Below are 21,300 nucleotides of genomic sequence, written 5' to 3'. Positions count from 1 at the left end.
TCCTTATGCCTGGACAGTACGCATCAGACCGACCATTTCATCTTTTACTGACTGAACTTGTGGCCCGATAACAACCTGCAGATTATGTTGATTAAGTTGTACTACGCCAATTGCCCGATTGTCCTTCAGTGCCTGCACATTAACAAGCGACATATCTTTTACAGACAAACGCAGACGCGTAATGCAGTTATCGAGACTGACAATATTGTCGGCACCGCCTAAGGCTTCGAGGATTGCCGGAACGTTGTAACCTGATTTACCCGGCGCACCGGCAACGGCTTTTTCGATTGAACTGGCAACTTCACTATCGCGCCCCGGGGTTTTGAGATTGAAGCGGGTGATAGCGAAACGGAAGATGATGTAGTAAACGACAAACCAGATTGCCGCCACTACTGGCACCATGTACCACTTGGTTGACAGACCATGCAAAATACCGAACACCACAAAGTCGATGATATTGCCGTCGGTATTACCGATGGTGACGCCGAGCACAGACATGACAGTGAAGCCGAGGCCGGTTAACAGCGCGTGGATGACATACAGAACTGGCGCTACGAACAGGAACAGGAATTCCAGCGGTTCGGTCGTGCCGCCAACGACACAGGCGATCAGGCCAGAAATCAGCAGACCTTTAATTTTATGGCGATTTTCCGGGCGCGCACAGTGATACATAGCTAACGCTGCACCTGGCAGACCGCCGAGAAACGCAGGCATTTTACCTTGCGAAAGGAAACGCGTGGCGCTTTCAGAAAAACCGTGAGTGGTTGGGCAACTCAATTGCGCCTGGAAGATGGTCAGTGCACCGCTGACGGTTTGACCGCAGACTTCCTGCGTGCCGCCTGCGTCGGTAAAGCGAATTAATGCCACCAGAATGTGATGCAGACCAAACGGCAACAGCAGACGTTCACCGGTACCAAACAGCATCGGTCCGAAATCACCCGCGCTGTTGATCATATGGCCTAAGCCGCTAATACCCATGGCGAAAATCGGCCAGACTAATGGAATCACCAGGCCGACAAGACCCATCACCAGCGAGGAGATGATTGGTACGAAGCGCGTACCGCCGAAGAATGCCAGCGCATCTGGCAGGCGGATATTATGGAATCGCTCATGCAGCATCCAGACGATAATACCGGCGATCACCGCACCGAGGATCCCGGTGTCGATCGACTGGATCCCAAGAATGCTCTGAATGTTATTGGCTTTCAGAACCGCGGCGTCCGTGGTTGGCAGAATGCCTTTATTGGTCAACCAGAAGTTTACCGCGAGGTTCATTACCGCATAACCGACGAAGCCAGCGAATGCCGCTACGCCTTTGTTTTCGCGTGCCAGACCCAGCGGGATGGCGATACAGAACATGACTGGCAGGAAACTAAAAGCAAACGAGCCAATCTTACTCATCCAGGTAAAGATAGCCTGCAACACGGGGTTGCCCAGGACCGGGATCAGGGTGATGACATCATGGCTGCTAAGAGAACTACCAATGCCGAGCATAATGCCGCAGAACGACAATAATGCCACGGGTAACATGAAGGTTTTGCCTAACTGCTGGAAGAACTCCCACAGCGTGACTTTCGGTGCTGTTTTCGCCGTCATAAAACGACTCCTCGTAGAGAACAATCTGGATTCAGTAAATTGCGCGAGAAGATAAAACGTTTTATCAAATTTTAGTGAGGCATAAATCACATTACACAACGATAATAGCGGGTATAAGATAAATAAAAGGTAAAACGTTTTATCTGTCACATAATCAGGGAGTAGGTCATCTGCATGGCTACCGCCAAAAAAATAACCATTCATGATGTTGCGCTGGCTGCGGGCGTGTCGGTAAGTACCGTTTCGCTGGTGCTTAGTGGCAAAGGGCGAATCTCTACCGCCACAGGAGAACGCGTTAACGCCGCCATTGAAGAGCTGGGATTTGTGCGCAATCGCCAGGCGTCGGCGCTGCGCGGCGGGCAAAGCGGCGTCATTGGTTTGATCGTCCGTGATTTATCTGCGCCGTTTTACGCCGAATTGACGGCCGGATTGACGGAAGCTCTGGAAGCGCAGGGACGGATGGTTTTTTTGCTTCACGGCGGTAAAGACGGCGAGCAGCTGGCACAGCGGTTTTCACTATTACTGAATCAGGGTGTCGATGGTGTGGTCATTGCCGGGGCTGCAGGAAGCAGCGATGACCTGCGACGGATAGCAGAAGAAAAAGCTATCCCGGTGATTTTCGCTTCCCGTGCCAGTTATCTTGATGACGTTGATACGGTTCGCCCGGACAACATGCAGGCTGCACAGTTGTTGACGGAGCATCTCATTCGCAATGGGCATCAGCGTATCGCCTGGCTGGGAGGGCAAAGTTCCTCATTAACCCGGGCAGAACGGGTGGGGGGCTATTGTGCGACTCTACTAAAATTTGGCCTGCCGTTTCACAGCGATTGGGTGCTGGAGTGCACTTCCAGCCAGAAGCAAGCCGCGGAAGCTATCACGGCGCTTTTACGTCATAACCCGACCATCAGCGCCGTGGTTTGCTATAACGAAACTATTGCGATGGGGGCATGGTTTGGTTTGCTGAAAGCAGGGAGGCAAAGCGGGGAAAGCGGAGTCGATCGTTACTTTGAGCAACAGGTTTCGCTGGCGGCATTTACCGATGCAACGCCAACCACACTTGATGATATACCCGTTACCTGGGCCAGCACGCCAGCGCGGGAACTTGGTACCACACTTGCGGATCGCATGATGCAAAAAATCACCCATGAAGAGACGCATTCTCGCAATCTTATTATTCCCGCCCGGCTCATTGCGGAGAAATAATCCTCTCTTTATCTGCTATACCTGGTAGTGTCCTTTCCTCAAGGTTAATGATAAAAAATGTGGCACACAGGCGGTGCCTTTTATTTTTACTGAAGTTCACAGGAGGTTTATGTGTTTAATTCTGACAACCTGAGACTCGACGGAAAATGCGCCATCATCACAGGTGCGGGTGCAGGTATTGGTAAAGAAATCGCCATTACATTCGCGACAGCTGGCGCATCTGTGGTGGTCAGTGATATTAACGCCGATGCAGCTAATCATGTTGTAGATGAAATTCAACAACTGGGTGGTCAGGCATTTGCCTGCCGCTGCGATATTACTTCCGAACAGGAACTCTCTGCACTGGCAGACTTTGCCGTCAGTAAGTTGGGTAAAGTTGATATCCTGGTTAACAACGCCGGTGGCGGTGGGCCTAAACCGTTTGATATGCCAATGGCAGATTTTCGTCGCGCTTATGAACTGAATGTATTTTCTTTTTTCCATCTGTCACAACTTGTTGCGCCAGAAATGGAAAAAAATGGCGGTGGCGTTATTCTGACCATTACTTCTATGGCGGCAGAAAATAAAAATATAAACATGACCTCCTATGCATCATCTAAAGCTGCGGCCAGTCATCTGGTCAGAAATATGGCGTTTGACCTGGGTGAAAAAAATATTCGGGTGAATGGCATTGCACCGGGGGCAATATTAACCGATGCCCTGAAATCCGTTATTACACCAGAAATTGAACAGAAAATGTTGCAACACACACCAATCAGACGTCTGGGCCAACCGCAAGATATAGCTAACGCGGCGCTGTTCCTTTGCTCGCCTGCAGCCAGCTGGGTAAGCGGACAAATTCTCACCGTCTCCGGTGGTGGGGTACAGGAGCTCAATTAATACACTAACGAACCGGTAAACAGCCGTATGTGTTATTTACCGGGATAGCGTGTGCAACTCATCAACGTCTCTGCTAAACAACTGGCAGCCAAATCACGGCTATTGGTTAACCAATATCTGGATAAAAAGCTTACGAATTGAGTGTGCCTTCGCACTATTCAACAGCAATGATAGGCGCTCACCTGACAACGCGGTAAACTAGTTATTCATGCTAACTATAATGGTTTAATGATGGATAACATGCAGACTGAAGCACAACCGACACGGACCCGGATCCTCAATGCTGCCAGAGAGATTTTTTCAGAAAATGGATTTCACAGTGCCTCGATGAAAGCCATCTGTAAATCCTGCGCCATTAGTCCCGGGACGCTCTATCACCATTTCATCTCCAAAGAAGCCTTGATTCAGGCGATTATCTTACAGGACCAGGAGAGGGCGCTGGCCCGTTTCCGGGAACCGATTGAAGGGATTCATTTCGTTGACTATATGGTCGAGTCTATTGTCTCTCTCACCCATGAAGCCTTTGGGCAACGGGCGCTGGTGGTCGAAATTATGGCGGAAGGGATGCGTAACCCACAGGTCGCCGCCATGCTTAAAAATAAGCATATGACGATCACGGAATTTGTTGCCCAGCGGATGCGTGATGCCCAGCAAAAAGGCGAGATAAGCCCAGATATCAACACGGCAATGACTTCACGTTTACTGCTGGATCTGACCTACGGTGTACTGGCCGATATCGAAGCGGAAGATCTGGCGCGTGAAGCGTCGTTTGCTCAGGGATTACGCGCGATGATTGGCGGTATATTAACCGCATCCTGATCCTCTCTCTCTTTCCGCGGGCTGGTGACAACTGAGCCCGCGTTTCATATCGTAATTTCTCTGTGCAAAAATCATCCTCCCAGGGATCGGAGAATCCCACCTAAATATTCATCGTAGCAATATATCATGAGGGTTTATCGCTCCCAATATGTTCGAACGAACGTTCGATTGCTTATTTTGTGGCTTCTGTCAACGCTGTTTTAAAGATTAATGCGATCAATATCACGCTGTGGGTATTGCAGTTTTTGGTTTTTTGATCGCGGTGTCAGTTCTTTTTATTTCCATTTCTCTTCCATGGGTTTCTCACAGATAACTGTGTGCAACACAGAATTGGTTAACTAATCAGATTAAAGGTTGACCAGTATTTTTATCTTAATGAGGAGTCCCTTATGTTACGTCCTGTAGAAACCCCAACCCGTGAAATCAAAAAACTCGACGGCCTGTGGGCATTCAGTCTGGATCGCGAAAACTGTGGAATTGATCAGCGTTGGTGGGAAAGCGCGTTACAAGAAAGCCGGGCAATTGCTGTGCCGGGCAGTTTTAACGATCAGTTCGCCGATGCAGATATTCGTAATTATGTGGGCAACGTCTGGTATCAGCGCGAAGTCTTTATACCGAAAGGTTGGGCGGGCCAGCGTATTGTACTGCGTTTCGATGCGGTCACTCATTACGGCAAAGTGTGGGTAAATAATCAGGAAGTGATGGAGCATCAGGGCGGCTATACGCCATTTGAAGCCGATGTCACTCCGTATGTTATTGCCGGGAAAAGTGTACGTATCACTGTTTGTGTGAACAACGAACTGAACTGGCAGACTATCCCGCCGGGAATGGTGATTACCGACGAAAACGGCAAGAAAAAGCAGTCTTACTTTCATGATTTCTTTAACTACGCCGGGATCCATCGCAGCGTAATGCTCTACACCACGCCGAATACCTGGGTGGACGATATCACCGTGGTGACGCATGTCGCGCAAGACTGTAACCACGCATCTGTTGACTGGCAGGTGGGGGCAAATGGTGATGTCAGCGTTGAACTGCGTGATGCGGATCAACAGGTGGTTGCAACTGGACAAGGCACCAGCGGGACTTTGCAAGTAGTGAATCCGCACCTCTGGCAACCGGGTGAAGGTTATCTCTATGAACTGTGCGTCACAGCCAAAAGCCAGACAGAGTGTGATATCTACCCGCTGCGCGTCGGCATCCGGTCAGTGGCAGTGAAGGGCGAACAGTTCCTGATCAACCACAAACCGTTCTACTTTACTGGCTTTGGTCGTCATGAAGATGCGGATTTGCGCGGCAAAGGATTCGATAACGTGCTGATGGTGCACGATCACGCACTAATGGACTGGATTGGGGCCAACTCCTACCGTACCTCGCATTACCCTTACGCTGAAGAGATGCTCGACTGGGCAGATGAACATGGAATCGTGGTGATTGATGAAACTGCAGCTGTCGGCTTTAACCTCTCTTTAGGCATTGGTTTCGAAGCGGGCAACAAGCCGAAAGAACTGTACAGCGAAGAGGCAGTCAACGGGGAAACCCAGCAGGCGCACTTACAGGCGATTAAAGAGCTGATTGCGCGTGACAAAAACCACCCAAGCGTGGTGATGTGGAGTATTGCCAACGAACCGGATACCCGTCCGCAAGGTGCACGGGAATATTTTGCGCCACTGGCGGAAGCAACGCGTAAACTCGACCCGACGCGTCCGATCACCTGTGTCAATGTAATGTTCTGCGACGCTCACACCGATACCATCAGCGATCTCTTTGATGTGCTGTGCCTGAACCGTTATTACGGTTGGTATGTCCAAAGCGGCGATTTGGAAACGGCAGAGAAGGTACTGGAAAAAGAACTTCTGGCCTGGCAGGAGAAACTGCATCAGCCGATTATCATCACCGAATACGGTGTGGATACGTTAGCCGGCCTGCACTCAATGTACACCGACATGTGGAGTGAAGAGTATCAGTGCGCATGGCTGGATATGTATCACCGCGTCTTTGATCGCGTCAGCGCTGTCGTCGGTGAGCAGGTATGGAATTTCGCCGATTTTGCGACCTCGCAAGGCATATTGCGCGTTGGCGGTAACAAGAAAGGGATCTTCACCCGCGACCGCAAACCGAAGTCGGCGGCTTTTCTGCTGCAAAAACGCTGGACCGGCATGAACTTCGGTGAAAAACCGCAGCAGGGAGGCAAACAATGAATCAACAACTCTCCTGGCGCACCATCGTCGGCTACAGCCTCGGTGACGTCGCCAATAACTTCGCCTTCGCAATGGGGGCGCTCTTCCTGTTGAGTTACTACACCGACGTCGCTGGCGTCGGTGCCGCTGCGGCGGGCACCATGCTGTTACTGGTGCGGGTATTCGATGCCTTCGCCGATGTCTTTGCCGGACGAGTGGTGGACAGTGTGAATACCCGATGGGGAAAATTCCGCCCGTTTTTACTCTTCGGTACTGCGCCGTTAATGATCTTCAGCGTGCTGGTATTCTGGGTGCCGACCGACTGGAGCCATAGCAGCAAAGTTGTGTATGCATATTTGACCTACATGGGACTCGGGCTTTGCTACAGCCTGGTGAATATTCCTTATGGTTCACTTGCTACCGCGATGACCCAACAACCACAATCCCGCGCCCGTCTGGGCGCGGCTCGCGGGATTGCCGCTTCATTGACTTTTGTCTGCCTGGCATTTCTGATAGGACCGAGCATTAAGAACTCCAGCCCGGAAGAGATGGTGTCGGTATATCATTTCTGGACAATTGTGCTGGCGATTGCCGGAATGGTGCTTTACTTCATCTGCTTCAAATCGACGCGTGAGAATGTGGTACGTATCGTGGCGCAGCCGTCATTGAAGATCAGTCTGCAAACCCTGAAACGGAATCGCCCGCTGTTTATGTTGTGCATCGGTGCGCTGTGTGTGCTGATTTCGACCTTCGCGGTCAGCGCCTCGTCGTTGTTCTACGTGCGCTATGTGTTAAATGATACCGGGCTGTTCACTGTGCTGGTACTGGTGCAAAACCTGGTCGGTACTGTGGCATCGGCACCGCTGGTGCCGGGGATGGTCGCGAGGATCGGTAAAAAGAATACCTTCCTGATTGGCGCTTTGCTGGGAACCTGCGGTTATCTGCTGTTCTTCTGGGTTTCCGTCTGGTCACTGCCGGTGGCGTTGGTTGCGTTGGCCATCGCATCAATTGGCCAGGGCGTTACCATGACCGTGATGTGGGCACTGGAAGCTGATACCGTAGAATACGGTGAATACCTGACCGGCGTGCGAATTGAAGGGCTCACCTATTCACTATTCTCATTTACCCGTAAATGCGGTCAGGCAATCGGAGGTTCAATTCCTGCCTTTATTTTGGGATTAAGCGGATATATCGCCAATCAGGCGCAAACGCCGGAAGTTATTATGGGCATCCGCACATCAATTGCCTTAGTACCTTGCGGATTTATGCTACTGGCATTCGTCATTATCTGGTTTTATCCGCTCACGGATAAAAAATTCAAAGAAATCGTGGTTGAAATTGATAATCGTAAAAAAATGCAGCAGCAATTAATCAGCGATATCACTAATTAATATTCAATAAAAATAATCAGAACATCAAAGGTGCAACTATGAGAAAAATAGTGGCCATGGCCGTTATTTGCCTGACGGCTGCCTCTGGCCTTACCTCTGCTTACGCGGCGCAACTGGCTGACGATGAAGCGGGACTACGCATCAGACTGAAAAATGAATTACGCAGGGCTGATAAGCCCAGTGCTGGCGCGGGGAGAGATATTTACGCATGGGTACAGGGAGGATTGCTCGATTTCAATAGTGGTTATTATTCCAATATTATTGGCGTTGAAGGCGGGGCGTATTATGTTTATAAATTAGGTGCTCGTGCTGATATGAGCACCCGGTGGTATCTTGATGGTGATAAAAGTTTTGGCTTTACCCTGGGGGCAGTAAAAATAAAACCCAGTGAAAGTAGTCTGCTTAAATTAGGTCGCTTCGGGACGGATTATAGTTATGGTAGCTTACCTTATCGTATTCCGTTAATGGCTGGCAGTTCGCAACGTACATTACCGACTGTTTCTGAAGGAGCATTAGGTTATTGGGCTTTAACGCCAAATATTGATCTGTGGGGAATGTGGCGTTCACGAGTATTTTTATGGACCGATTCAACAACCGGTATTCGTGATGAAGGGGTTTATAACAGCCAGACGGGAAAATACGATAAACATCGCGCACGTTCTTTTTTAGCCGCCAGTTGGCATGATGATACCAGTCGCTATTCTCTGGGGGCATCGGTACAGAAAGATGTTTCCAATCAGATACAAAGTATTCTCGAGAAAAGCATACCGCTTGACCCGAATTATACGTTGAAAGGGGAGTTGCTCGGCTTTTACGCGCAACTTGAAGGTTTAAGTCGTAATACCAGCCAGCCCAATGAAACGGCGTTAGTTAGTGGACAATTGACCTGGAATGCGCCGTGGGGAAGCGTATTTGGCAGTGGTGGTTATTTGCGCCATGCAATGAATGGTGCCGTGGTGGATACCGACATTGGCTATCCCTTTTCATTAAGTCTTGATCGTAACCGTGAAGGAATGCAGTCCTGGCAATTGGGCGTCAACTATCGTTTAACTCCGCAATTTACGCTGACATTTGCACCGATTGTGACCCGCGGCTATGAATCCAGTAAACGAGATGTGCGGATTGAAGGCGCGGGTATCTTAGGGGGTATGAACTATCGGGTCAGCGAAGGGCCGTTACAAGGGATGAATTTCTTTCTTGCTGCCGATAAAGGGCGGGAAAAGCGCGATGGCAGTACGCTGGGCGATCGCCTGAATTACTGGGATGTGAAAATGAGTATTCAGTATGACTTTATGCTGAAGTAAGAAAAAACGCCGGAGAGAAAAATCTCCGGCGTTTTGGCTGTGAATTACTGCTGCGGAATAGCGGGTACAGCCGGAACGTTTAATGCCGGCATCGCAAACATACCCACGAAATCTTCCAGTGGCATTTTCTGCCCGTTTAACGTTATCTGACCGTTAGCATATTGCAGGCTGGTGGTGATGGTATTGTCCTGCAAGGTGGTCAGACGGAACATCTGCCCCATTGCTGATGCACCTTCAACTTGCTGTTTCGCCAGTTTTTTCGCTTGATCTTCCTGATAACCTTCCAGCTTCGCTACCTGAGTCATCAACTCAGTTGCCATATCCACCGGAATGGTCAGTTTCGCATCCAGAGATTTAACCGAGCGGTCCACTTCCTGCGCCAGCGTTTGCGGCGCTTCTTTAGTCGTTGCCGGATCTTTCAGGAACAGCGACAGATTCAGCGCACTTTCACCCTGACTGTTTTTCCAGCTTAGCGGCGCGATAGTAATCACCGGATCGCCTTTCAGCATCAGCGGCAGAGCGCTAAAGAAGGCTTCCGTCACTTTCTCCTGATAAAGTTCGGGATTGTTGGCAATTTCTGGCTGTGCCAGCAGCGCCTGAGTTTGCGCGTTATATTGCTGGCTAAACTGATGCCAGGCTTCGCCATCAATTTGGCCGACTTTTAAAGTCAGCTTGCCACTGCCCAGATCCTGATTCTGTACCTTCAGGCTGTTTAGCGAGTAATCCAGTTGGCTATTGACCGTTTTACCGTCATTGACCAGATCCGATTTACCGCTGATCTCCATGCCTTCCAGCAGTGCCAGTTCTTTGCCCTCCACTGAAATGGTCATTTTTTCCAGCGACAGTTTTTGGTTTCCTACGCGCTCACCAAAACTTGCCAGCGTGCTGGAACCGTCGGTTTTCAGATTATTAAAGGTTAACTGCACTTTCTGGTTGTATTCGTTAACCGCGTCTATCCGACCACTTTGCGCCTCCCCGGAAAGGGAGATAGCTTTGCCGTCTCTGTCTGCATTTAACTGGAACTCGCCGCCGCTAAAGGCGACTTTTTCATCCTTTTGCTCGTAATTCAGTGGCTTGAGCGAAATGTCGGAACTGGAATCTCCGCTGTAACCAATGCGGGAGTTAATCTCAAAAGGCGTTTCACCTTTTGCCATATCAAACAGTGGTTTGCTTACTTCGTTATTAACCAGCGTGGTTTGAATTGATGCCATCGACGGGATCAGATTCAGTTTTTTAAGCTGGGCAAGCGGGAAGGGACCATGATCAACCGATTCGTTGAAGATGACGCTCTGACCGCTTTTAATCCACGGATTTACTTTTCCGGCAATGGGTTTCACCAACAGTTGCAACTGGCTGCTGAATACGCCGCGATGATAGTTTTGATAACTGACTTCCAGGTTGGATTCAGGAGCTGTCAGTTTGAGTTGCGCGTTCGCCTGCGCGACCATGTCTTCGAGATGGGTTTCAATCTTCTTGCCTGTATACCATGCGCCGCCTGTCCAGACTACGCCTAGCGCAACAATGACGCCTACCGCTACCAGCGATTTATTCATAATGATTATCCATAAAATGAAATCAGGCGGACTGGCCGCCTGAAGGTGTTATAAGCCTTTAATAAGCTTAGCAAGAGATGTTAATTTTTTCAGTAAGCTCTTACAGCTTGTTGTAAACACGCGCTAAACGGCCGTGGCCTTTGACAGTCACCGGTGATTCGTTGGCGGCAATAAACGCTGATTCACCCGGTTTAAGCTGTAACTGCTGAGAACCTTTACACAGCGTTGCATCGCCTTCGACGCAGAACAAAATGGCGGCACTCTGCTGGCTGATGGTGGTTTCTTTATCACTAAGGTCATGCAACGAGAAGGCAAAATCATCCACAGGAATCGGGAAGTCCAGTTCTGCACCTTGTTTTACCGGCTGGGTCAACAACTGGTTAGCCGGTTTGGCTTCGAACTTCACGTTGGCAACCAGTTCCGGAATATCAATGTATTTAGGCGTCAGACCTGCACGCAGCACGTTATCGGAGTTCGCCATCACTTCCAGCGCCACGCCTTGCAGGTAAGCGTGCGGTGTTTCAGCGAACAGGAACATCGCTTCGCCAGGATTCAATTTCACCACATTCAGCAACAGCGGGGAGAACAGACCGCTGTCTTCCGGGTAAAATTCAGAAATTAAACGAATCGTTTGCCATGGTTCACCCTGCTGGCTGTCGAGGGCCGATTTTAAAATCGCCAGCGCGCGGGATTTTTCTTCACCCTGCATATTCAACAGGCTGGCGAACAGTTCGCTTAAACGTTCGGCATCAGGCTGTTGTAAAAAGTGAGCAATCGCCGGATGTGCACCTGCGACTGGCTGGAGCAGGGAGACAATCTCGGAAAACTCACGAAACGCGTTCATCGCGAGGAAAGGGGTCAGGGCGAAAACCAGCTCAGGCTTGTGATTAGGATCTTTATAGTTACGCTCAGCGGCATCCATCGGAATACCTGCAGCATTTTCTTTGGCAAAACCGATTTCAGAATTGCGTTTGTTTGGATGAACCTGAATGGAGAGCGGCTGGGCTGCGCATAATACTTTGAACAGGAAAGGCAACTCGCCAAAGCGTTTGGCAACGGCATCTCCCAAAAGAGTCGCTTTATCACTCTCAATCACATCACGCAGTGAAACGATATCTCCTGCGGCATCGTGCACACGTGAACTGCTCTTTGGATGCGCGCCCATCCACAACTCGGCCATCGGCTGGCTGGACGGATTTTCCATACCATAAAGTTCAGTCAACGCCGTTTTGCTGCCCCAGGCATAGTTTTGCACTGAGTTAATGAGTTTTTGCATGATCAATCCCTGTTTTAATGTGGAAATTAATCCCGCTATTAAAGCAAGAATCCTACGGGAAGTAACCTGGAGCCGCAAAAAGTCGTACTAGTCTCAGTTTTTGTTAAAAAAGTGTGTAGGATATTGTTACTCGCTTTTAACAGGGCAACGGAACACCCGCCCAGAGCATAACCAAACCAGGCAGTAAGTGAGAGAACAATGTCAAACAAACCCTTTCATTATCAGGCTCCTTTTCCACTCAAAAAAGATGATACTGAGTATTACCTGCTAACCAGCGAACACGTTAGCGTATCTGAATTTGAAGGGCAGGAGATTTTGAAAGTCGCACCCGAAGCGTTAACTCTGTTGGCGCGTCAGGCGTTTCATGATGCGTCATTTATGCTGCGTCCGGCTCACCAACAACAGGTGGCCGACATTCTGCGTGACCCGGAGGCCAGCGAAAATGATAAATATGTGGCGCTGCAATTCCTGCGTAACTCCGACATCGCGGCAAAAGGCGTTCTGCCAACCTGTCAGGATACCGGCACCGCGATTATTGTTGGTAAAAAAGGGCAGCGTGTATGGACCGGTGGCGGTGATGAAGCGGCGCTGGCGCGCGGTGTCTATAACACTTATATCGAGGATAATCTGCGCTACTCGCAAAACGCGCCGCTGGATATGTATAAAGAGGTGAATACCGGCACCAACTTGCCAGCGCAGATCGATCTTTATGCCGTTGATGGCGACGAGTACAAATTCCTCTGTATCGCCAAAGGTGGCGGTTCGGCAAACAAGACGTATCTCTATCAGGAAACCAAAGCGTTACTGACGCCGGGAAAACTGAAAAATTACCTGGTTGAGAAGATGCGCACGCTGGGTACGGCGGCCTGTCCTCCGTATCATATTGCGTTCGTTATTGGTGGAACTTCTGCAGAAACGAATCTTAAAACGGTGAAACTGGCTTCCGCTAAATACTATGATGAACTGCCAACGGAAGGGAATGAGCACGGTCAGGCGTTCCGCGATGTGGAACTTGAAAAAGAATTGCTGATCGAAGCGCAAAATCTTGGTCTGGGTGCGCAGTTTGGTGGTAAATACTTCGCTCACGACATCCGCGTGATTCGCCTGCCACGTCACGGCGCATCCTGCCCGGTCGGTATGGGCGTCTCCTGTTCTGCTGACCGTAATATCAAAGCGAAGATCAACCGTCAGGGGATTTGGATCGAAAAACTGGAACATAATCCAGGCAAATATATCCCGGAAGAGCTGCGCAAAGCAGGAGAAGGCGAAGCGGTGCGCGTTGACCTTAACCGTCCGATGAAAGAGATCCTCGCACAGTTGTCGCAGTATCCCGTTTCTACACGCTTATCGCTTAACGGCACGATTATCGTTGGTCGTGATATTGCTCACGCCAAACTGAAAGAGCGGATGGATAACGGTGAAGGGCTGCCGCAGTATATTAAAGATCATCCGATTTACTACGCGGGTCCGGCCAAAACGCCGGAAGGTTATGCCTCCGGTTCTCTTGGCCCAACGACCGCCGGACGGATGGATTCTTATGTCGATCAACTGCAAGCGCTGGGCGGAAGTATGATCATGCTGGCGAAAGGCAACCGCAGCCAGCAGGTGACGGATGCTTGTAAAAAACACGGCGGCTTCTACCTCGGCAGTATCGGTGGTCCGGCAGCTGTATTGGCGCAGGGAAGTATTAAGAGCCTGGAATGTGTTGAATATCCGGAACTGGGAATGGAAGCCATCTGGAAAATTGAAGTGGAAGATTTCCCGGCGTTTATCCTTGTGGATGATAAAGGAAATGACTTCTTCCAGCAGATACAACTCACACAATGCACCCGCTGTGTGAAATAAACAGAGCCGCCCTTCGGGGCGGTTTTTTTACATGGCACGAAAGACCAAACGTTTGTTATCAAATGGTAAATAATGAGTGAGCTAAAAGTTGCTTAACGAAAGCAAAACAGAAAGAAAAAATTAATCAGGTGAGGAGCAGGCCATGAATACAGTACGCAGCGAAAAAGATTCGATGGGAGCGATTGATGTCCCGGCAGATAAGCTGTGGGGCGCACAAACTCAGCGCTCGCTGGAGCATTTCCGCATTTCGACGGAGAAAATGCCCACCTCACTGATTCATGCGCTGGCGCTAACCAAGCGCGCAGCGGCAAAAGTTAATGAAGATTTAGGCTTGTTGTCTGAAGAGAAAGCGAGCGCCATTCGGCAGGCGGCGGATGAAGTACTGGCAGGACAGCATGACGACGAATTCCCGCTGGCTATCTGGCAGACCGGCTCCGGCACGCAAAGTAACATGAACATGAACGAAGTGTTGGCTAACCGGGCCAGTGAATTACTCGGCGGCGTGCGCGGGATGGAACGTAAAGTTCACCCTAACGACGACGTGAACAAAAGCCAAAGTTCCAACGATGTCTTTCCGACGGCGATGCACGTTGCGGCACTACTGGCGCTGCGCAAGCAACTCATTCCACAACTTAAAACCCTGACCCAGACGCTGAGTGAAAAATCCCGCGCATTTGCCGATATCGTCAAAATCGGTCGTACCCACTTGCAGGACGCGACGCCGTTAACGCTGGGGCAGGAGATTTCCGGCTGGGTAGCGATGCTGGAGCATAATCTCAAACATATCGAATACAGCCTGCCTCACGTAGCGGAACTGGCTCTGGGCGGTACAGCGGTGGGTACTGGACTAAATACCCATCCGGAATATGCGCGTCGCGTAGCAGATGAACTGGCAGTCATTACCTGTGCACCGTTTGTTACCGCGCCGAACAAATTTGAAGCGCTGGCGACCTGTGATGCCCTGGTTCAGGCGCACGGCGCGTTGAAAGGGTTGGCTGCGTCACTGATGAAAATTGCCAATGATGTCCGCTGGCTGGCCTCTGGCCCGCGCTGCGGAATTGGTGAAATCTCAATCCCGGAAAATGAGCCGGGCAGCTCAATCATGCCAGGGAAAGTGAACCCAACACAGTGCGAAGCATTAACCATGCTCTGCTGTCAGGTGATGGGGAACGACGTGGCGATCAACATGGGTGGCGCTTCCGGTAACTTTGAACTGAACGTCTTCCGTCCGATGGTGATCCATAATTTCCTGCAATCGGTGCGCTTGCTGGCAGATGGCATGGAAAGTTTCAACAAACACTGTGCAGTGGGCATTGAACCGAATCGTGAGCGAATCAATCAATTACTCAATGAATCGCTGATGCTGGTGACTGCGCTTAACACCCACATTGGTTATGACAAAGCCGCCGAGATCGCCAAAAAAGCGCATAAAGAAGGGCTGACCTTAAAAGCGGCGGCCCTTGCGCTGGGGTATCTTAGCGAAGCCGAGTTTGACCGCTGGGTACGGCCAGAACAGATGGTCGGCAGTATGAAAGCCGGGGGTTAATCTGCAACATACAGGTGCAGCCGTGGAATGATTAAACGAAGCGGCTGCGCCTGTGGTTTATAACGGTGCTGCACATTGTCGGCATCGTAATTTAACAACTCACCAACGTCTGGCACGCCCGCGCCATTATCCCGATTAATCAGTGCAATCAGCGGCGTAGGGCAGGCGTGTTGTACTTGTTTTTGATCTCCTTTGTACCAGACGCGGGCAATCGGCTGCACCTTCACCGGACGTTTGATTTTTAACTTCGCGTTCTGTGGCAGGGCAGCGATATCCTGATATTCTCGCTCCAGTTTTCTTTGCCACTCCTCGCGCGTCCACGGTGCGACACTGCGTGGTGATTTCAGGCTTTTTTCCAGCTGTGCCAGGACTTCATCACGATGCAAATTTTTAATGATATGTTTATTAGCCCAGCCAAAACGTAAAGTGGCGGGGTCGTGCAGAACGGTGAGCGTGCGGTAAGCATTAAGTGTAATCAGCCCCGGCAAATGACGATGCACCCATTCAAAACGTGCCGCGGAGGGGAGTTCTGATTCAACCGTGACGATATGCTCGAACGTGGTCTTGAGTTTATTGATGTGCTGAATATGACTGACTAACGCTGCTTGCGAAAAGTTATCGACCTGGTAACACAACACGCCAGGCAGACGGACAGCGGCCTTGCTGCTGCGATTTTCGGACTGTTGTTGAATAAATAAATGGCGAAAATGACGCAACGCCAGCGATTGCGCGTCGTTGCCGAGATGTTGTTTTACCTCAATACGATTAAGCGGATTATGCTCATCCTCTTTTTTTACCTCCGGCAAAGAGAACACGCGGGCAACCAATAGCTTGTGTTGCTCAAGATGAGCGGCAAATGCAGCCAGCTCTTGTTCCATCTGGCGAAAAGTAGTGTTGAGTCGGTCTACGAGATCGTAACGCGCCATAATATTAACCACTTTAGTTACAACATCCTTATTTTATAGCACAATGGTGGTGACTTGACCACCGTGCGCATAGTGTCAGGCAGAGGTAAATTGCGGGATGTTATGCCATAACGGCCAGCTGAACGAGAAGCGGGCACCACCCAGTTCGCTGGTGTCACAATTAACCGTACCGCCCATTGCCAGTGCTATAGAGTGGACAATGGCCAGCCCCAGCCCGCAGCCGCCGGTTGAGCGATCCCGGCTGGGATCGAGGCGAACAAAAGGTTCAAAGATATGTTCGCGGTTTTCTGGGGCAATCCCTGGGCCATCATCCTCAACAATTAATGTCGCTCTATTCCCCGACAGTAGCAGGCTGGTTTCAACCGTTGAGTGACAGTAGCGCAGGGCGTTATTGAGCAAATTATCCAGCACGCGCTCCATTAAGCGCATATCCAACGCCGCATAATGGCCTTGCATGAGCGTTTTTATCCGTACCGTTTTATCGGGCGTTACTGCCTGAATATCTGCCAGATGCGTTGACAGCCACAACGGCAGGTCTGGCTCGCTAAGATGAAGCTCATTTTGTGGGCGATCGAGTCGGGCATAAGTCAGCAGCTCTTCAATTAAAGCTTCAAGTTGACTGATATCGCGATTCAACGCCTGGGATTCGGCGGCGCTCAGGTTATCGCTCATCTCCAGTCGATAACGCAGGCGCACTAACGGTGTTCGCAGTTCGTGAGCGATACCGTCAATAAGCTGTTTTTTGCTGGCAATCAAGGCGTTGATATTGTCCGCCATCTGGTTAAATGCGACGCCAAGTCGTTCAAAGCTCGAACCTTCATCAAAGTGGATACGCTCACTGAGATGCCCATCGCCAAATCGTTGCGCCGCTGCTTCCAGTTTTAACATATCCTGCCAGTGCGGACGCATCCAGATAAACACCGGAAAGGCGAGGGAAATGGCAATAAAAGCGATCAGGGCGATATCCAGCAATCGCATCTGATGGAGGTAATAAAGATAAGGAACAGGACCAACTGCCAGCACGTAGTGGCTGCGCGGGATACGTTGCAAAAAAGTGTACTGATCGTCCAGAGCGACAATTTCGCCGCCACGCAGCCGGTGCATGGAAATATCATCAAGATGGTATTTACTCAGTGGCTCGACACGCAGATCGAAAGAGAGATTTAAATCCATCTCTTTCAGCGTCTTACCCCAGTCGTGTGGGGGGATCTCACGCAATTCGCTGCGCATCAGATACAGCGAACTGTTCATCAAATCATCCAGCGACTGTTTGCCTGCGCGTTCGGCGGTAAATTTGTACACCAGCCCGACCAGCAGAGACATCACAAGGAAGCAGACAAACAATAACAGGTAAAACTGGATAAACAGTTTTTTCATCGCTTATTCCCACGCATGAGGCGCAAAAAGATAGCCTTTGTTACGCACGGTTTTAATACGATAAGGTTCTGCGGCGTTATCGAGCAGTTTTTTTCTTAACCGCGAAATAGCCACGTCCACGCTACGATCCAGTCCGTCATAACTGACGCCGCGTAAATTTTTCAGCAATGCATCGCGGTCCATGATTTGCCCGGCATGGGTAGCTAATTCCCACAATAATTCGAAATCAGCTGTCGAGAGCGAGATTTCAGTGTTAGCCAGGGAGACTACGCGGTTGATGGGATCGATGGTCAACGTGCCGAAATGCAGGGCTTTGTAGGGAGTCAGAGACGTTTCCTGAATACCTTTGGTCACTGTGGCTTGCTCATTCTGACGCAAATGCAAGCGTAAACGCGCTAGCAAAACAGCAGGGGGCGTCGTTTTGAGAATATAGTCGCAGGCGCCCATTTCCAGTGCCAGGATGTGGTTCATATCGCTATCGAGAGAGGTTAGAAGAACAATCGGTCCGGACCACTTTGCGCGTAAATCACGACAAATGGTCATGCCGTCCTTGCCTGGTAGCATGATGTCGAGTAACACCAAATCCGGATTTTCTCGCAGAATAGTTTCTTCGGCCCGGTCGCCGCGCGGCTCTACGGTAACCTGCATATCATGTTTTGCCAGGTATGCGGCAATCAGTGCACCGACTTCCGCATCATCTTCCACAAATACGATAGTGTTCATAACATTCACGGTAGATATAAAAACGTCACAATACACCGCACTGTTTTTACTTACTATCAATCGTTTCTAAACAAGGTTTCATCAGGTATTCTACTGATGACTTGTTATGGAAGTGTTAAGGTAAAAAGATGGGGCTGGTAATCAAAGCCGCGCTCGGTGCGCTGGTAGTGCTGTTGATTGGTGTTTTAGCAAAAACGAAAAATTATTATATCGCCGGGCTGATTCCACTTTTCCCGACCTTTGCGCTTATCGCGCATTATATTGTTGCCAGCGAACGCGGCATTGAAGCCTTACGCGCAACCATCATTTTTAGTATGTGGTCGATTATTCCCTATTTTGTTTACCTGGCGTCCCTATGGTATTTCACCGGAATGATGCGCTTGCCCGCTGCTTTTGTTGGCTCTGTTGCGTGCTGGGGAATAAGCGCATGGGTGTTGATTATATGCTGGATTAAGCTGCATTAACGCAGATGACGACCGCCATCAAGTGGGAGACTGCGTCCGGTGACAAAGCAGCTGGTAAGTAAGTAATCGACCAGGTCGATCACTTCTTTCTCGCCAGGCGCGGTTTTCATCAGTGATTTATTCAGCGCCTGTTGTCGATATTCGGCATCATCATGTTCATTAAACAGGATCAGCGATGGCGCGATAGAATTCACTTTCACTTCCGGTGCCAGCTTGCGGGCAAACGAGCGGGTCATATTATCCAGTGCCGCTTTGCTTGCAGCATAGGCAATATGTTTGTCGCTACCGCGCTCCACCACATAATCGGTAAAGTGAATGATATCGCTGGCGGCGTGTCCGTGCCCACGCAGTAATCTTTCCAGAGCATGGTTGAGCAGGTATGGGGTATTAACGTGGATCTGCATCATGCAAGCCAGTACGTCGGTCAGTGGCGCACCCGGTTTTTCCGCCATCCACGCGCTGGCGTTATGCAAAATAGCACGCAGACCATGGGTGCTTTTTAGTACTTCATCGGCAAACGCCATCACACCGTCGTTGGTCGAAAAATCAGCCTGAATACACTGCGCACCTGCTTTAATCAGTCCATCAATGGCGGGATAGTGCGTCCGATAGCTGACAATCACCGGTTGCTTTTGATTAATGAAATGCCATGCGAGGGCGAGGCCGATGCGGCGACCTCCGCCAGTAATTATTATTGGCAAGGGCTGGGTTTTACCCATCGTGATCTCCTTTGCTATCCAACGATGGGATGAACGTTATCCCACCAGCATCCAGGTCGCCGGAACTGAGGCAATTAACAGCATGCCAATCAGCACCATTTCCTGACGGTTCAGTACATTATCATGTGTATGCGTTTTACGCGCGTACAGGAAAACCAGCAGCCCCGGCGCATACAGAACAACGGATAACAGCAAGTGCATTGGACCAGAGGCGTACAGTAACCATAAGCCATAAATGCAGGCACCGACACCTACCGCCTTATGCAGTGGACGGGTTGCGATTTTCAGCAAGAACGCGCCGACCAGGAAATAGGGCACCAGAATCATTTCTGAGGCGATGGTCAGCAATGTGTTGTAATCGGAACCGGTCAGCCAGATGAGCACCAGACAAATTTGCACGCAGATGTTGGTCAGCCACAGTGAAGCGGATGGCGCAGCTTGTGCGTTCTGGCGCGCAAAAATGCGCGGGAATGCTTTATGAGTGGCTGCAAGGAACGGAACTTCTGCTGCCATGATGGTCCAGCTTAAGTACGCGCCGCAAACGGAAACGATCAAACCGACAGCGATGATGATTTCGCCCCACGGTCCCATCATTTCCACCATCAGACCGGCCATTGACGGGTTACGAATTTCAGCCAGTTCAGGACGTGCCACCACGCCCAGCGAAAGCAGCGTTACCAGCAAATAAACGCCCAGAGCGGAGAGAACCGCCAGCAGTGTCGCTTTGCCAACATCACGCTTATTACGCGCACGCGCAGAAACAACCACGGCACCTTCCACACCAATGAAAACCCACAGGGTGATCAGCATGGTGTTTTTCACCTGTTCCCACACGGGTACGCCAAGTGCAAGTCCGGTGAAGTCGAGCTTGAAGGTATCCAGTTTGAACATCATTATCGCCAGCACAACAAACAGACCCAACGGCAACAATTTTGCCAGTGTCGCCACAAGGTTAATGCTGGCAGCGGTTTGCACCCCGCGCAGGATCAAAAAGTGAACAATCCACAATAAAGCCGATGCACCGACGATCGATTGCCAGGTATTACCATCGCCAAACAGGCGCAATTCCGGCGTGTCCGTAAAAAAGCTTAACGCGGAAAAAACGATCACCAGATAGGAGACGTTGGCGATGACCGCGCACAGCCAGTATCCCCATGCGGAACAAAAGCCGATTAGCTCGCCAAACCCTTCGCGGGCATAGGTAAAGATACCGCCGTCAAGTTCGGGGCGAATGCGCGTGAGGATCAGCATGGCAAAGGCCAGCAATAAAATGCCAGCGCCAGTAATACCCCAGCCGATGAGCAGTGCTGCCGGGCTGGCAACTGCCGCCATATTTTGCGGCAGACTGAAAACACCCGCGCCCAGCATTGAGCTTAATACCAGCGCGGTGAGTGCGCTCAGTCCCAGTTTCTTTTCCATCGATATCCAGTGATTAAAACGTGACAAGAAGAATAAATATTAGGGCAAAACGCATAAAAATGGAGTTTGCCACTGAAGCG

Annotated in this window: 17 protein-coding genes; 9 read left to right on the top strand and 8 right to left on the bottom strand. The window is 50.3% G+C overall.

Annotation, left to right across the window (positions count from 1 at the left end; translation table 11 throughout):
• Positions 1-3: 3 nt before the first annotated feature.
• The gene (gene malX / locus ACJHYO_RS10685) at positions 4-1,596 is read right to left on the bottom strand and encodes a PTS maltose transporter subunit IICB (RefSeq protein WP_000125605.1); all 1,593 of its coding nucleotides are present in this window, start codon (positions 1,594-1,596) and stop codon (positions 4-6) included.
• 174 nt (positions 1,597-1,770) lie between these two features.
• Here malX and malI point away from each other — a divergent pair, with 174 nt between their 5' ends.
• The 6 genes from malI (at position 1,771) to uidC (ending at position 9,372) form a co-directional block, all read left to right on the top strand.
• Positions 1,771-2,799, top strand: coding sequence for a mal regulon transcriptional regulator MalI (malI, locus tag ACJHYO_RS10680; protein ID WP_000179504.1), 1,029 nt, complete (start codon positions 1,771-1,773; stop codon positions 2,797-2,799).
• Positions 2,800-2,910: 111 nt separating this feature from the next.
• The gene (hdhA, locus tag ACJHYO_RS10675) at positions 2,911-3,678 is read left to right on the top strand and encodes a 7-alpha-hydroxysteroid dehydrogenase (RefSeq protein WP_000483362.1); all 768 of its coding nucleotides are present in this window, start codon (positions 2,911-2,913) and stop codon (positions 3,676-3,678) included.
• 228 nt (positions 3,679-3,906) lie between these two features.
• Complete coding sequence (gene uidR / locus ACJHYO_RS10670) at positions 3,907-4,497, top strand: DNA-binding transcriptional regulator UidR (RefSeq protein WP_000969092.1); 591 nt, start codon at positions 3,907-3,909, stop codon at positions 4,495-4,497.
• Between the two features lie 389 nt (positions 4,498-4,886).
• Positions 4,887-6,698, top strand: coding sequence for a beta-glucuronidase (gene uidA, locus ACJHYO_RS10665; protein ID WP_085455360.1), 1,812 nt, complete (start codon positions 4,887-4,889; stop codon positions 6,696-6,698).
• The gene (gene uidB / locus ACJHYO_RS10660) at positions 6,695-8,068 is read left to right on the top strand and encodes a glucuronide transporter (RefSeq protein ID WP_042092970.1); all 1,374 of its coding nucleotides are present in this window, start codon (positions 6,695-6,697) and stop codon (positions 8,066-8,068) included. Before uidA ends, uidB begins: the two co-directional genes overlap by 4 nt.
• Before the next feature lie 38 nt (positions 8,069-8,106).
• Entirely contained in the window at positions 8,107-9,372 is a 1,266-nt protein-coding gene (gene uidC / locus ACJHYO_RS10655) for a glucuronide uptake porin UidC (RefSeq protein WP_021540985.1), read from the top strand.
• Between the two features lie 44 nt (positions 9,373-9,416).
• Here the strand turns inward: uidC and ACJHYO_RS10650 are convergent, their stop codons facing one another.
• Together ACJHYO_RS10650 and manA are read right to left on the bottom strand one after the other, a co-directional pair.
• Positions 9,417-10,925 carry a YdgA family protein gene (locus ACJHYO_RS10650; protein ID WP_001043378.1) on the bottom strand — a complete coding sequence of 503 codons (1,509 nt, stop codon included), beginning with the start codon at positions 10,923-10,925 and terminating at the stop codon, positions 9,417-9,419.
• 100 nt (positions 10,926-11,025) lie between these two features.
• Complete coding sequence (gene manA / locus ACJHYO_RS10645; protein WP_001170643.1) at positions 11,026-12,201, bottom strand: mannose-6-phosphate isomerase; 1,176 nt, start codon at positions 12,199-12,201, stop codon at positions 11,026-11,028.
• A 198-nt stretch (positions 12,202-12,399) separates the two neighbouring features.
• Between manA and fumB the strand changes: the two genes are divergently transcribed.
• A complete protein-coding gene (fumB, locus tag ACJHYO_RS10640; protein ID WP_000066637.1) occupies positions 12,400-14,046 on the top strand; it encodes a class I fumarate hydratase in 1,647 nt (548 codons plus the stop codon).
• Between the two features lie 142 nt (positions 14,047-14,188).
• Positions 14,189-15,592, top strand: a complete 1,404-nt coding sequence (fumC, locus tag ACJHYO_RS10635; protein ID WP_001099099.1) for a class II fumarate hydratase — start codon at positions 14,189-14,191, stop codon at positions 15,590-15,592.
• Here fumC and tus read toward each other — a convergent pair.
• From tus to rstA, 3 genes are all read right to left on the bottom strand, one after another.
• Positions 15,589-16,518 (bottom strand): DNA replication terminus site-binding protein, encoded by a 930-nt coding sequence (gene tus / locus ACJHYO_RS10630; protein WP_001332131.1) that lies wholly within the window; start codon positions 16,516-16,518, stop codon positions 15,589-15,591. The two genes, fumC and tus, sit on opposite strands and share 4 nt — an antisense overlap.
• A gap of 75 nt (positions 16,519-16,593) precedes the next feature.
• Positions 16,594-17,895, bottom strand: a complete 1,302-nt coding sequence (gene rstB, locus ACJHYO_RS10625) for a two-component system sensor histidine kinase RstB (RefSeq protein WP_000732521.1) — start codon at positions 17,893-17,895, stop codon at positions 16,594-16,596.
• A gap of 3 nt (positions 17,896-17,898) precedes the next feature.
• Positions 17,899-18,618, bottom strand: coding sequence for a two-component system response regulator RstA (gene rstA / locus ACJHYO_RS10620; RefSeq protein ID WP_001296091.1), 720 nt, complete (start codon positions 18,616-18,618; stop codon positions 17,899-17,901).
• A 128-nt stretch (positions 18,619-18,746) separates the two neighbouring features.
• Between rstA and ACJHYO_RS10615 the strand changes: the two genes are divergently transcribed.
• Positions 18,747-19,082 (top strand): GlpM family protein, encoded by a 336-nt coding sequence (locus ACJHYO_RS10615; protein ID WP_000524861.1) that lies wholly within the window; start codon positions 18,747-18,749, stop codon positions 19,080-19,082.
• Here ACJHYO_RS10615 and folM read toward each other — a convergent pair.
• Positions 19,079-19,801 (bottom strand): dihydromonapterin reductase, encoded by a 723-nt coding sequence (gene folM / locus ACJHYO_RS10610; protein ID WP_085455359.1) that lies wholly within the window; start codon positions 19,799-19,801, stop codon positions 19,079-19,081. The two genes, ACJHYO_RS10615 and folM, sit on opposite strands and share 4 nt — an antisense overlap.
• A gap of 36 nt (positions 19,802-19,837) precedes the next feature.
• Positions 19,838-21,220 carry an amino acid permease gene (locus ACJHYO_RS10605; RefSeq protein WP_085455358.1) on the bottom strand — a complete coding sequence of 461 codons (1,383 nt, stop codon included), beginning with the start codon at positions 21,218-21,220 and terminating at the stop codon, positions 19,838-19,840.
• Positions 21,221-21,300: the final 80 nt, after the last annotated feature.

Origin of the sequence: Escherichia sp. WS1118 (assembly GCF_046487695.1) — a bacterium.
Classification (GTDB): domain Bacteria; phylum Pseudomonadota; class Gammaproteobacteria; order Enterobacterales; family Enterobacteriaceae; genus Escherichia; species Escherichia coli.
The sequence above is the reverse complement of the archived record's forward strand: the minus strand, read 5'-3'. Positions and strand labels throughout refer to the sequence as shown.